Origin of the sequence: Pseudomonas sp. F1_0610, from assembly GCF_047470865.1 — a bacterium.
Classification (GTDB): Bacteria; Pseudomonadota; Gammaproteobacteria; order Pseudomonadales; family Pseudomonadaceae; genus JAZDRH01.
On the sequence record NZ_JAZDRH010000017.1, the window covers coordinates 1 to 13,377 of the forward strand.

The 13,377-nt window shown below is 44.0% G+C and carries 16 protein-coding genes; all 16 read left to right on the top strand.

Annotation, left to right across the window (positions count from 1 at the left end):
- Positions 1–147 precede the first annotated feature (147 nt).
- Positions 148–363: a hypothetical protein gene (locus VQ643_RS10345; protein WP_414199698.1), complete on the top strand. Its 216-nt coding sequence runs from the start codon at positions 148–150 to the stop codon at positions 361–363.
- Positions 364–934: 571 nt separating this feature from the next.
- Positions 935–2,047 (top strand): TPM domain-containing protein, encoded by a 1,113-nt coding sequence (locus VQ643_RS10350; protein WP_414199699.1) that lies wholly within the window; start codon positions 935–937, stop codon positions 2,045–2,047.
- A gap of 232 nt (positions 2,048–2,279) precedes the next feature.
- Positions 2,280–4,055: an aspartate--tRNA ligase gene (aspS, locus tag VQ643_RS10355; protein WP_414199700.1), complete on the top strand. Its 1,776-nt coding sequence runs from the start codon at positions 2,280–2,282 to the stop codon at positions 4,053–4,055.
- Between the two features lie 85 nt (positions 4,056–4,140).
- A complete protein-coding gene (locus VQ643_RS10360) occupies positions 4,141–4,884 on the top strand; it encodes a YebC/PmpR family DNA-binding transcriptional regulator (protein ID WP_414199701.1) in 744 nt (247 codons plus the stop codon).
- Positions 4,885–4,983: 99 nt separating this feature from the next.
- On the top strand, positions 4,984–5,184 hold the full coding sequence (locus VQ643_RS10365) for a DUF3079 domain-containing protein (protein ID WP_414199702.1): 201 nt from the start codon (positions 4,984–4,986) through the stop codon (positions 5,182–5,184).
- A 28-nt stretch (positions 5,185–5,212) separates the two neighbouring features.
- Positions 5,213–5,737, top strand: coding sequence for a crossover junction endodeoxyribonuclease RuvC (ruvC, locus tag VQ643_RS10370; protein ID WP_414199703.1), 525 nt, complete (start codon positions 5,213–5,215; stop codon positions 5,735–5,737).
- 15 nt (positions 5,738–5,752) lie between these two features.
- Positions 5,753–6,358: a Holliday junction branch migration protein RuvA gene (ruvA, locus tag VQ643_RS10375; RefSeq protein WP_414199704.1), complete on the top strand. Its 606-nt coding sequence runs from the start codon at positions 5,753–5,755 to the stop codon at positions 6,356–6,358.
- Entirely contained in the window at positions 6,359–7,411 is a 1,053-nt protein-coding gene (gene ruvB / locus VQ643_RS10380; protein ID WP_414199705.1) for a Holliday junction branch migration DNA helicase RuvB, read from the top strand. It begins immediately after the preceding gene.
- Positions 7,412–7,462: 51 nt separating this feature from the next.
- Positions 7,463–7,909 (top strand): tol-pal system-associated acyl-CoA thioesterase, encoded by a 447-nt coding sequence (gene ybgC, locus VQ643_RS10385; RefSeq protein ID WP_414199706.1) that lies wholly within the window; start codon positions 7,463–7,465, stop codon positions 7,907–7,909.
- Between the two features lie 26 nt (positions 7,910–7,935).
- Complete coding sequence (gene tolQ, locus VQ643_RS10390; protein WP_414199765.1) at positions 7,936–8,607, top strand: protein TolQ; 672 nt, start codon at positions 7,936–7,938, stop codon at positions 8,605–8,607.
- A gap of 5 nt (positions 8,608–8,612) precedes the next feature.
- Positions 8,613–9,065 (top strand): protein TolR, encoded by a 453-nt coding sequence (gene tolR / locus VQ643_RS10395; protein ID WP_414199707.1) that lies wholly within the window; start codon positions 8,613–8,615, stop codon positions 9,063–9,065.
- Positions 9,065–10,072, top strand: coding sequence for a cell envelope integrity protein TolA (gene tolA, locus VQ643_RS10400; protein WP_414199708.1), 1,008 nt, complete (start codon positions 9,065–9,067; stop codon positions 10,070–10,072). Before tolR ends, tolA begins: the two co-directional genes overlap by 1 nt.
- Positions 10,069–11,364 (top strand): Tol-Pal system beta propeller repeat protein TolB, encoded by a 1,296-nt coding sequence (gene tolB / locus VQ643_RS10405; RefSeq protein WP_414199709.1) that lies wholly within the window; start codon positions 10,069–10,071, stop codon positions 11,362–11,364. The genes tolA and tolB overlap by 4 nt, the downstream gene beginning before the upstream one ends.
- Positions 11,365–11,424: 60 nt before the next feature.
- Entirely contained in the window at positions 11,425–11,904 is a 480-nt protein-coding gene (gene pal / locus VQ643_RS10410; protein ID WP_414199710.1) for a peptidoglycan-associated lipoprotein Pal, read from the top strand.
- Positions 11,905–11,909: 5 nt separating this feature from the next.
- Positions 11,910–12,641, top strand: coding sequence for a tol-pal system protein YbgF (gene ybgF, locus VQ643_RS10415; RefSeq protein WP_414199711.1), 732 nt, complete (start codon positions 11,910–11,912; stop codon positions 12,639–12,641).
- Positions 12,642–12,735: 94 nt separating this feature from the next.
- Positions 12,736–13,377 carry a 7-carboxy-7-deazaguanine synthase QueE gene (queE, locus tag VQ643_RS10420; protein ID WP_414199712.1) on the top strand — a complete coding sequence of 214 codons (642 nt, stop codon included), beginning with the start codon at positions 12,736–12,738 and terminating at the stop codon, positions 13,375–13,377.

The following is a 13,377-nucleotide window of genomic DNA, read 5'->3' on the forward strand; positions in this document are numbered from 1 at the left end:
CTATTACAATGAGGGTGATGTGTTTCCCGATAAAAAACATTTATGAAAGAAGATACAGTGATACCTTTGAATCTATGTAAGGAGATATGAAATGGTTTGCACGAGTTTTAATGAATCTGAATATAAAAAGTCAAAGAAATTCTTGATATGTACTTTGACGGAGAAAATAGAGTAATAGATGCAGTGGGTTATATGGAAAATGGAGCAGGTCGTTTTGCTGATCCTAGTTCATTTAAAGCAGTTAGGGGGTTCTTATATGGTGGACTTACTAATAGTGAAAAAGAAGAGTATAGCGTAACTGATTTTAAAAAAGTTACTAATTATAAACTTCGTGCGGGGAGTATACTTTTAAGCAGATTTTAGAAAGTGCTGGAGTGAAAACTAAGCCAATGCCTGAACTAGGGCTGTCTCAGTATGATTTTGATGATGGTAAAGGAGGCTATATTTCTAGAACTTTTATCGAAGGATCAACAAGCTGATAAAGTCAGGCCTTATCATTTTTATTTTCTACCTATTTTGTAAAAAAAATAATTTTATTGTTTGCAAGAGTGCTGTCTATCTGTTCACTGTATAAAGATAGGTTTTTATAAGCTCGAGAGATAGTGAATTTTTTACTATGGTCATCTGGGTAAAGTGGAGCGAGAATAAAATATCCTAAACGAAGTAGAATGCCTAGAGTGATAACGCGTAATATTATTTTTAAGCTATTGCTTGATGAATGATAAAAGTTAATTGACATATTTTTCGCAGGTAATGTTACATGAATTGTATGTTTAATTTTTGATTGATGTTGTAAAAATGCTAACTACGAAAAAGTGGTAGGTGAGGGTGTTAAGGTATTTGTTAGCTGGGGGTGTTAAGGCGCAAGATAATATTTTATAAAAACCTAAAATAAGTTATAACAGCCTTTCACTTGTGTAAAAGAAGCTTGATTATGCACCGTTGGTATTTAATAAGCACAGTATTGCTTTTCTGTCTATGCCCTTGGTTAAGCGTTAACGCACAGCCGAACAACGCCAGTATTGAAGCCGTTGTTGATCGGGCAGGAGTGCTTTCTGCCGAGCAAAAAACACAGCTTAAACTTAAATTATTGGCGTTATTTAATAAAAGCAAAGTGCAGCTAGCTATACTTATTGTGAAGGGTGATGTGCAGACTGAAACAGCACCTTCGTTTGATTTTCAGCCACATGGCAGCATTAATGATGCTTCAGCAAAAGCAGTTATACTGCTTTCAAGTGAAACTAAACAAATACGTTGGCTGAGCGATGCAGCCTTTGATCAGAAGCTCGCTAGAGAAGAACAACGGCGTATTAATAGACTGATCGAGTATCAGCTTGAGCAGGGGAATTATTTTAAAGCGCTTGACGAAGCTATTGATCAGGTTTCAGCGCCCATTTTAGGTGCATCATTTAAGCGTCAACTTGCAGATGCGTCAGATTGGATGCTGACCTATATAGCTATGCTTCTACTCTGGATTGGGCTAAGTTTAGGCATTGCGTGGCAGGCATACCAACGACAAAAGAATTTTATGCATAACTTGCCGCAACTATCGCTAGCAACACAAATAGAAATTGGCATTTACCTAACCACCGAAGCAGGTTTCCCCAATATTAATCCTCAACCTAAAGCGCGTTTGTTGTACGAAGCTGAACAAATGCCACAAGAGCAGCTCGCCGCTTTAGCGCGTGATTTAATTAGACGTCATTATGCGGCAGAGAAAAGCTTTAGTTATAGCCATGCACCTTGGTTGCTTAGCTTATTTTCTGGATTGACAGCCTTTGTCCTGCTGGTATTAGGCTTGGCCTATTGGCTTAAAGAAAATCCCTTTAGTATTTTTCTAGTGACATGGGCGCCATTTTTTTTGTTTTCAGCCGCTTTATATTATTACGGGCGCGCCTCTGTTCATCAGCGTTTTGAGCCTCGAATAGAAGATGCTTACTTGTTGCTGTTGGGTAAAGATTCACAAGCCATAGACGAAATCAGTAAACGAAATAGATTTACAGCGCCCATGCGCCCAGAAAAATTTAATGAAATAGATAACAACTAGCTGTTCATCAATTTGCTTAATAGCCACTAAGTGGTAGGGTATAGCGCAAAGCTGATTTATCCTGCCATTTGTTAAGTAATAGGGTGATCTCTCTTATTGCTACAGTTATAGATACATTCCCTCTATAGTCGAGCAGGCTATAACGCTATATAATCTCTTTCTTTTTTGAGACGTTTGTGCCTTTACGCGCGGCGTCAGTTTAATTCGAATTATTCGGGAAGCGAACGCCATTATGATGCGCAGCCACTATTGCGGCCAGTTGAACGAAAGCCTTGACGGACAAGAAGTTACCTTGTGCGGTTGGGTCCATCGCCGCAGGGACCACGGCGGAGTAATCTTCTTAGATATCCGTGACCGTGAAGGTTTAGCCCAAGTTGTATTTGATCCAGATCGTGTTGATACCTTTACGAAGGCGGACCGAGTACGTAGCGAATATGTAGTTAAAGTGGTAGGTCGTGTCCGCCCGCGTCCTGCTGGTGCTGTTAATGCCAATATGGCAAGCGGTGCAATTGAAGTGTTAGGTTTAGAATTAGAAGTCATAAACCAAGCAGATACACCGCCATTCCCACTGGACGAGTATTCTGATGTAGGCGAAGAAACTCGTCTACGTTACCGTTTTCTCGACTTGCGCCGCCCAGAAATGGCGGAAAAGCTAAAACTACGCTCACGTATTACCAGTAGCATCCGTCGTTATTTGGATGAAAATGGTTTCTTAGACGTAGAAACGCCAATTCTAACCCGTGCTACACCAGAAGGTGCGCGTGACTACCTTGTACCAAGTCGTACGCATGCAGGTAGCTTCTTTGCATTGCCACAATCCCCACAATTGTTTAAACAATTGTTAATGGTGTCGGGCTTTGACCGTTACTATCAAATCGCTAAGTGCTTCCGTGATGAAGACTTACGTGCTGATCGTCAACCTGAATTTACTCAGATTGACATCGAAACTAGCTTTATGGATGAAGCGGATATCATGGGAATGACAGAAACCATGATCCGCAATCTATTTAAAGAAGTATTAGATTTAGAGTTAGGCGATTTCCCTCATATGAGCTATGCGGAGGCTATGCGTCGTTATGGTTCAGATAAGCCTGACTTGCGTATTCCACTAGAATTGGTTGATATTGAAGATCAGCTAAAAGAAGTGGATTTTAAAGTATTCAGCGGCCCTGCAAACGACCCTAAAGGTCGTGTGGCGGCGCTGCGTGTACCTAACGCAGCTAACATGCCACGTAAGCAAATTGACGACTACACCAAGTATGTCGCTAACTTTGGCGCTAAAGGCTTAGCCTACATTAAAGTTAACGAGCGTGCTAAAGGCGTAGAAGGCCTGCAATCGCCAATCGTTAAATTTATTCCTGAAGAAAACCTCAATGTGATTTTAGATCGTGTTGGTGCTGTTGATGGTGACATCGTATTCTTTGGTGCAGATAAAGCCAAAATTGTGACTGACGCTCTCGGTGCTTTACGAATTCGAGTAGGTCATGACCTTGAGCTGCTAACGCATCAATGGGCGCCAATGTGGGTGGTGGACTTCCCAATGTTTGAAGAAAACGATGACGGCTCATTAAGTGCCTTACACCATCCGTTTACTTCACCAAAAGCAACGCCTGATGAATTACGTGCAACACCTGCTAAAGTGCTTTCTCGTGCTTATGATATGGTGCTCAACGGTACTGAATTAGGCGGTGGCTCTATCCGTATCCATAATCGTCAAATGCAACAAGCCGTATTTGATGTGTTGGGCATTAGCGAAGAAGAACAAAAAGAGAAATTTGGCTTCTTATTAGACGCGTTGAAGTTCGGTGCTCCGCCTCATGGTGGTCTTGCATTCGGTCTGGACCGTTTAGTCATGCTAATGACAGGTGCGCAGTCTATTCGTGAAGTAATTGCTTTCCCGAAAACACAAAGTGCAATGTGTGTTATGACTCAAGCACCTGGTGCGGTAGATAACAAGGCACTGCGCGAATTGCATATTCGTTTGCGTGAAACGCAAAAAGCTGAATAAGCAATACGTAAAAGAGGTGCCTAGGTGCACCTCTTTTGTCTGTGTTAGAAAAATGTGTCAAATTTGAGAAAAACAGGAGCCGTTCATGGCAGGTCATTCTAAATGGGCCAACATTAAGCACCGAAAGGAGCGTCAAGATGCCAAACGCGGAAAAATCTTTACCAAGATTATCCGTGAACTAACCGTAGCAGCCAAACATGGTGGCGGTATTCCTGCAGACAACCCTCGTTTACGTCTAGCAGTGGATAAAGCGTTAGGCGCTAATATGTCTCGCGACACTATTGATCGCGCTATTGCGCGTGGTTGTGGTGCTGGTGATGGCGATAACGTAGAAGAATTAGTGTATGAAGGTTATGGTCCAAATGGCGTAGCTATTATGTTAGAAGCTATGACGGATAACCGTAATCGTACTGCTGCCGAAGTGCGTCATGCCTTTAGCAAACACGGTGGTAACCTAGGTACTGATGGTTCAGTAGCCTATCTGTTTGAGAAAAAAGGACAGATTATTTTTGCAGCAGGCTTAGATGAAGAAGCTGTAATGGAGGTCGCGCTAGAAGCAGGTGCCGATGACATCCTAGTTAATGATGATGGCTCAATTGAAGTACTAACATCATTCACTGACTTTATTGCAGTTGAAGATGCATTAACCGCTGCTGGCTTTAAACATGAGCAAGCTGAAATTACTATGATTCCAACCACAACGGCTGATTTAGACTTAGAAGGCGCACAAAAAATTATGCGCTTAATTGATGCTTTAGAGGATTTAGACGACGTACAAAACGTCTATTCTAATGCAGAGATTGCTGATGAAATCATGGAACAGCTATAAGTTAACAACAGACTAGCCCATTGCTTGTTATCATGGTTTAGCAATAGCAAACATGAGAAGGTCTTAGTGCAAAGCTAAGACCTTTTAGCAGGTGAGATGATGGCAACCAAAAAAATGCGTTTCCCGAAATTTCCCAAACATCCTGAACGTCTTTGTTGGGGTTGTGAGAAGTTTTGTCCAGCCAATGCTATGGAGTGCGGTAATGGGCAAGATAGAGCACAGCATCCAATAGAAATGTTTGGTGAGGACTGGGTAGACTCGCTCACTGAAGAAGAACTTAAAAAAATTGACTTTGTCTAAATGGTTTAGACAGTGGTAAGGAATATTCATGGCCATAATTTTAGGTATCGATCCAGGATCGCGCATTACAGGTTATGGCGTTGTACGAGATACAGGGCGGGGTTGTGAGTATGTCGCTTCAGGTTGTATTCGTACGGGCTCAGGTGAATTGGCTGAGCGTTTAAAAGCAGTGTTCACAGGTGTGCAGCAGATAGTGGAAAACTATCAACCAACTACTATGGGGATTGAACAGGTATTTATGGCAAAAAATGCCGATTCAGCCTTAAAGTTAGGGCAAGCACGAGGCAGTGCTATTGTGGCTGCGTCATTGCTAGGCGTTGAGGTTTCAGAGTACAGTGCAACCCAAGTCAAATCAGCCGTTGCCGGTACAGGCCGCGCGGCTAAAGAACAAGTGCAAATGATGGTCATGCATTTGCTTAAATTAACGCAAAAACCACAAATAGACGCTTCAGATGCGTTAGCTATTGCTTTGTGCCATGCTCATCATCGGCAAACACTCTTGCCTCATGGTTTAGCTAAAGCAAAAGGGCGTAATGGGCGCTTGCGTTTATAACAACGGAGAACAGCAGTGATTGGACGTTTACGCGGAATATTAGTTGAAAAGCAACCTCCGTTTATTATTGTGGATGTTAGTGGTATCGGTTATGAGCTAGAAGTGCCCATGACGACCTTGTACCAATTGCCTGAAATTAATCAAGAAATAATTATTCATACGCATCTTGTTGTACGTGAAGATGCGCAATTGCTCTATGGCTTTTATGCTAAGCGTGAGCGCGAATTTTTTCGCGAGTTGATTCGTTTAAATGGCGTAGGCCCTAAATTAGCTTTGGCGTTAATGTCAGGGCTAGAAGTTGATGAGATGATTCAGTGTATTCATGCTGAAGATACTAGTCGCTTAATGAAAGTACCGGGCGTTGGTAAGAAAACAGCAGAACGCTTATTAGTTGAATTGCGTGATCGCTTAAAAACGTGGGAACGTATCCCTTCTATTGCGCCTTTGGTAGCTGAAACGGCGCAAATTAGTATGCCTATGAGTGCTGAAAATGATGCGGTTAGCGCTTTAGTTAGCTTAGGTTTTAAACCTCAGGAAGCGAGCAAGGCTGTCAGTGCCATTTTTGAGGAAGGCTTAACCAGTGAAGAACTGATCCGTCGCGCATTGAAAGGAATGGCGTAGATGATTGAAGAAGATCGCCTAATCAGCGGTAGCGCCAAAGAGCGCGAAGAGCAGTTTGACCGCGCCATTCGCCCGCTTAGTCTTAATGAATATATTGGTCAGCCCATTGTACGTGAGCAAATGGCGTTATTTATTGAGGCAGCTAAGCATCGTGCAGAAGCTTTAGATCATACCCTGATTTTTGGTCCGCCTGGTTTAGGTAAAACAACCTTAGCTAACATTATTGCTTATGAAATGGGTGTTTCCCTAAAAAGCACTTCAGGGCCAGTATTAGAACGGGCAGGCGACTTAGCGGCGCTTTTAACCAACCTAGAAGAAGGTGATGTGCTATTTATTGATGAGATTCATCGTTTGCCGCCTGTGGTGGAAGAAGTGTTGTATCCAGCAATGGAAGACTTTCAGCTCGATATCATGATAGGTGAAGGGCCAGCAGCGCGATCTATCAAGCTGGATTTGCCGCCTTTTACCTTAGTGGGTGCTACAACACGCGCTGGCATGCTGACAAACCCATTGCGTGATCGTTTTGGGATAGTACAACGCCTTGAATTTTATAATATAGAAGACCTCTCCAGTATTGTGGCGCGCTCTGCTGCTATTTTGCATATGCCTATTGATGCACAAGGTGCCTTTGAAATAGCTCGCCGCTCACGTGGCACGCCGCGTATTGCCAACCGATTATTACGTCGAGTTCGAGACTACGCACAGGTGCGTAGCGATGGGCGTATTAGCCAAGACGTAGCAGATAAAGCGCTTAATTTATTGAATATTGATGCTTATGGGTTTGATCATCAAGATCGGCGCTTGCTATTGGCAATGATTGAGAAATTTGATGGTGGTCCTGTGGGCGTCGATAGTTTAGCAGCGGCTATTAGCGAAGAGCGCCACACAATTGAAGATGTGTTAGAGCCATATCTCATTCAACAAGGGTATATTATGCGCACTCCACGAGGGCGAGTGGTAACCCGTCATGCGTATCTGCATTTTGGAATTAATGCTCCTGATCGCTTAAATGATGAAACATTTTCACTTTTTGATGGTCAGCAAGGTTCATGAAAAAAATATTTTGCTTACCCAATTGGCAAGAGAGCGGAGCAGCACTAAAGTATGCGCGCCATGATGCAAAGAAATGAATTTGTCCACTCGCTAAGAGTGTATTACGAAGACACCGATGCAGGTGGCATAGTTTTCTACGTGAATTACTTAAAATTCATGGAACGAGCACGCACCGAACGTTTGCGGGCAATGGGATATGCACAGTCACAGTTGGCGCAAGACAACTTGTTATTTGTAGTGCATAGCGCTCAAGCCCGTTATCACGCGCCTGCTCGGTTAGATGATGAATTGCTGGTAAGTGCGCAGGTTACAGAATTGAAACGTGCAAGCCTTAAATTTACACAACAAGTGCATCGTAAAAGCGATGGCCAATTGTTGTGTGAAGGGCAGTTTCTAGTGGCCTGTGTACGTGCCGATACAATGAAGCCCCAGGCCATACCTGAGGCAATGCGCAACACCTTTAGTACAGATATGAATGAATCTGTTGTAGGAGAATAAGCGTGGAAAATACCGCTGCTGATCATATGTCAATGTGGAGCCTTATTAGCAATGCTAGCTTGCTAGTTCAATGTGTAATGCTAATTTTGGTAGCCGCTTCTGTTATTTCCTGGATTATTATTTTTCAGCGTACAGCTTTTATTGCTAAAGCACGGCGTAGCTTAAACGACTTTGAAGATCGTTTTTGGTCGGGTATTGATTTAGGTAAACTGTACCGCCAAACCACTAATGAGCCAAATCCAGCAAGCGGTGCTGAGCATATTTTCCGTGCTGGCTTTAAAGAATATACGCGTTTGCGTCAGCAGCAGGGTGCTGATGCCGGTGCGGTTATGGATGGTGTGGCACGTGCAATGCGTGTTGCTATTTCACGTGAAGAAGAAAAGCTAGAGCAAAAACTTCCTTTTTTGGCCACTGTGGGATCAACCAGCCCTTATGTCGGCTTGTTCGGTACAGTGTGGGGCATTATGAACTCCTTCCGTGGCTTGGCTCAGGTACAGCAAGCAACCTTGGCTACTGTTGCCCCCGGCATTGCTGAAGCCTTAATTGCCACTGCGATTGGTTTGTTTGCGGCCATTCCAGCGGTAGTTGCCTATAACCGTTTTTCAGCACGTGGCGAAAACTTAATTGCTCGTTACTACACCTTTGCTGATGAATTCCAAGCGATTTTGCATCGTAAAGTGCACTCCTCAGAGGAGTAATTTTTGTGGCTAGAATTCGTAATCGCCGTAAGCCTGTAGCTGAGATGAACGTTGTACCCTACATCGACGTGATGCTGGTGTTATTGGTGATCTTTATGGTGACGGCGCCTATGTTAAATCAGGGCGTTAAAGTTGATTTGCCAAAAGTAAGTAGTGAAGTACTGCCCCAAGATAACAACTCATTGGTGTTGACCATTTCTATCAAAGCCGACAAAACCTATTACTGGAATACAGGTAATGAGGTTGATGTAGAAACGGAGCAAGAACGCGCAGTAACTTTGGCAGATATGACAAAAGCGGCACAAGCTATTATTGGCGCTAATGGTGCACAAGGTAAGCCAGTGCAAGTCTATGTGCGAGCGGATAAAGCCGTAGATTACGGCACTGTTATGGCAGCAATGGGTGGCTTGCAACAAGCTGGTGTGGCAGATGTTGGTTTAATTACTGAGGCTCCTTAATGCGTGAGCAAGAATTAGCAAAAGATAGTGAAGGCTATTTTTGGCCCGTTGTGTTTGCCGTTGGCATGCACGCGCTATTATTTGCTTTGCTATTTGTTAGCTATTCCAGTGCGCCTGATTTACCGCCAGCAACGCCTATTATTAAAGCAAGGCTGTACCAACTAGAATCGCAAAGCAATGCGACCACGCCAACCCAACAGAAAATTGCAGGTGAAGCGGAAAAAACTAAAGCGCCATTAACTGAAACTGAGCAGCTAGAGCTTAAAAAGGCAGAGCAGGATAAGCAAGTCGCTGCGGCGAAAGCCAAAGAAGATGAGCGTAAAGCACAAGAAGCTAAACGTGCCGAGGAAGCAAAAAAGGCCGAAGATGCTAAAAAAGCTGAGGAAGCAAAAAAGGCTGATGATGCAAAAGCGGCTAAGCTTAAAGCAGAACAAGAGGCAGCCAAGTTAAAGGCAGAGCAAGAAGCGAAGAAAAAAGCGGAAGAAGAAGCCAAACGCAAGCAAGCAGAAGAAAAACGTAAAACTGAAGAGGCCAAACGTAAAGCCCAAGCCGAAGCCAAGCGTAAAGCCGAAGCTGAAGCCAAGCGTAAGCGTGATAAAGAAGCCGCTGAGCGTAAAGCCTTAGAGGATAGAAAAGCTGCTGCACTAGCCGAAATGATGGGTGAGGATGTGCAGTATCAACAAACTACTGCACAAACACAGGGTAACCAAATAGCAGGCAGCATCGATGATCTGATTCGTCGATTGGTGAATGAGGCTTGGATTATTCCACCTTCTGCACGTAAAAATATGCGGTTAAGTTTACGTATTAGTATGCTGCCAGACGGCACTATAGCGAATGTAAGCTTATTGTCCTCCAGTGGTGATAAAGCTGTAGATAACTCAGCAATAAGCGCTGTAAAGTCAGTGCGTAGAATCCCTGAAATTCAACAATTAGATAGAGCGACATTTGATCGCTTGTATCGTCAACGTGATTTCACTTTTAGCCCAGAAGGTGCACAGCTGTGAAGCAGTTAATTCGACTTGTATTAGTAAGTATTGCTCTGCTAATTAACACCGCCTATGCGGTTGATCCTATTCACATTACAGGTGGTAACGACAGAGCCGTCCCTATTGCTGTTGTTCCTTTTGGCTATAAAGGTGGTGCTTTACCGCAAGATATGGCGCAAATTGTAAGTGATGACTTGCGTAACTCAGGTTCTTTTGAACCTATTGCTCGTCAGAACATGATTAGCCAACCGGCTACTCCACAAGAGCTGATTTTTCGTGATTGGCAAGCTGTAGGGGCGCAATATGTACTTATTGGCAATATTGCGCCTAATGGTGCGCGCTTGCAGGTGAGCTATGCGTTATTTAACGTAGCTACTCAGCAGCAAGTTACCAGTGGCACCATTAGTGGTGCTGTTGATCAGATTCGTGACTTGGCGCATCATATTGCCGATAAGTCATACGAAAGCATGACAGGTATACGTGGCGCATTCTCTACACGTTTGCTATATGTTACTGCAGAGCGTTTTTCTGAGAAAAACACCAAATATGCGTTGATTGCCTCAGATTATGATGGTGCGCGTCCAGTAACCTTATTACAGTCACGCGAGCCTATAGTGTCACCACGTTTTTCAGCTGATGGTCGTCGTTTGGCTTATGTGTCTTTCGAGCAAAAACGCCCACGTATTTTTATTCAAGAATTTGATACAGGCCGTCGCCAACAAGTGACGGACTTTGAAGGTTTAAATGGTGCACCAGCATGGTCGCCTGATGGCAGCATGTTAGCTTTTGTTTTATCAAAAGATGGTAACCCAGAAATTTATGTGAAAAATTTGGCTTCTGGCACATTGCGTCGAGTGACTAATCACCAAGCAATTGATACCGAGCCATTTTGGGGAAAAGATAATCAAACTATTTATTTCACCTCTGATCGCTCCGGTCGACCACAGATATACAAGATGAATATCAACAGTGGAGCAACAGAACGTGTGACCTTTGTCGGAAATTACAACGCCAATCCGAAACTTTCGGCGGATGAGAAGACATTGGTAATGATTCATCGTCAGGAAGGCTATAGAGTGTTCCAGGTGGCAGCGCAAGATTTAGAGCGAGGAAATCTACGAATTTTGTCTCAGACAAGTTTAGATGAATCACCTACTGTTGCGCCAAACGGCACCATGATAATCTATGCTACCCGCCAGCAAGGGAAAGGGGTTTTAATGCTTACCTCCATTAATGGACGTGTGCGTATACCTTTACCAACCGTGCAAGGTGATGTTCGTGAGCCCGCTTGGTCTCCGTTCCTGAACTGATGTGGCTGCAAAGACAAAAAACGTAAACACACAACATAAAGTTTCATTAGGAGCTTTCACATGCAAATGCTAAAAATCGGCAAATTCGCCGCACTTTCTTTGGCTTTAGCCGTAGCTGTCGGTTGTTCTAGCAAAGGCGGCGACAACTCTGGCAACACTAATGTAGACCCTAACGCCAACACTGGCGCTGGCTACAACAGTGAGCTAGAAGCACTACGTGCAATCACCACTTTCTACTTCGAGTTCGACAGCTCTGACCTAAAACCAGAAGCAATGCGCGCACTTGACGTACACGCTCAAGACCTAACTGCGAACGGTCAACGCGTAGTACTAGAAGGTCATACTGACGAGCGTGGTACTCGTGAGTACAACATGGCTCTAGGCGAGCGTCGTGCTAAAGCAGTGCAACGTTATCTAGTTCTACAAGGCGTTTCTCCTGCACAACTAGAACTTGTTTCTTACGGTGAAGAGCGTCCTGTAGCTGTAGGTCATGACGAGTCAGCATGGCAAGAAAACCGTCGCGTAGAGCTACGTAAGTAATCGCTATGAATAAATTCCGTCAGTCGTTGCTTGTACTTGCTTTAAGTGTGCCTACGCTCGCTTTAGCTGCTGTACCCGTTGGCGGATCTGGCGTCGGTGGTGCTAATGCACCACTGACTGCTCAGGCGGAACTTTTCATGCAGTTACAACAAATGCAAGAAGAGATTTCAGCGCTTAGAGGGATGGTTGAAGAACAGCAGTACCAGATTCGTCAACTGAAGCAGGAAAGCTTAGAGCGTTACCAAATGCTTGAAGGGCGTATGGGAAATGCTTCAGTAGATAATAGTGCTTCGGCTTCTACTGCAACTGCACCAACAGATTCTTCACCAGCAGCTAGTGCACCTGCTACAGGTGGTGGTGATCCAGAACAGGAAAAACTGTTCTATGATGCGGCCTTTGATTTAATCAAGGCGCGTGAGTTTGATAAAGCCAAACAAGCCTTTAATGGTTTTTTACGCAAATATCCCGATGGGCAATACTCAGCGAATGCTCAGTATTGGTTAGGGGAAGTCAACCTTGCACAGGGTGATTTTGATGCCGCTGGCAAAGCCTTTGAACAGGTAATTCAAAAGTGGCCAAAGCATAACAAAGTACCTGATGCCATGTATAAAATGGCAAATGTGGAAAACCGCTTAGGTCGTGCAGATCGAGCAAAAACATTATTAAAGCAAGTTGTAGCCCAATACCCGAGCAGCTCAGCCGCGCAATTAGCGCAGCGTGATTTGCGAAGTATGTAAGTTTTAACCGCAAAGCCCAGCTCGCGCTGGGCTTTGTTTTTATTCAAACAACGAAAGCGGATAGCCTGTTTAGCTGTTGCGCTCGGTGTTTAACATGGCATTACGAATCTCAGAAATTTTTTATTCGCTGCAAGGCGAAGCCCGCACTGTGGGCGTTCCTACCTTATTTATCCGTTTGACGGGTTGCCCTTTGCGTTGCCAGTACTGCGATACTGATTATGCCTTTAGTGGTGGCAAGTTAATGTCATTGGATGAAATCCTTAGTCAAGTTAAGCGTTATAACACGGCCTATATTTGCGTTACAGGTGGTGAACCTCTGGCTCAGCCTGAATGCTTACCACTTTTAACCGCGTTATGCGATCAAGGCTTGCATGTTTCTTTGGAAACTAGCGGGGCCATGGATGTTGCTCAGGTTGACCCTCGGGTTAGCAAAGTTATGGATTTAAAAACGCCAGCATCACAAGAAGCTGGGAGAAATCGCTATGAAAATTTGGCCTATTTGACCAAGCATGACCAGATTAAGTTTGTTATTTGCAATCGCCATGATTACGACTGGGCAGTAACTCAGCTTATTCAATACCAGCTGGTAGATAAGGTTTCTGATGTGTTGTTCTCGCCTAGCAAAGAGCAATTAGAAGCGCGTGAGTTAGCCGACTGGATTATCGCAGATCAATTAGCTGTACGCCTGCAAGTACAACTTCATAAAATTCTCTGGAATGATGCGCAAGGCCGTTAA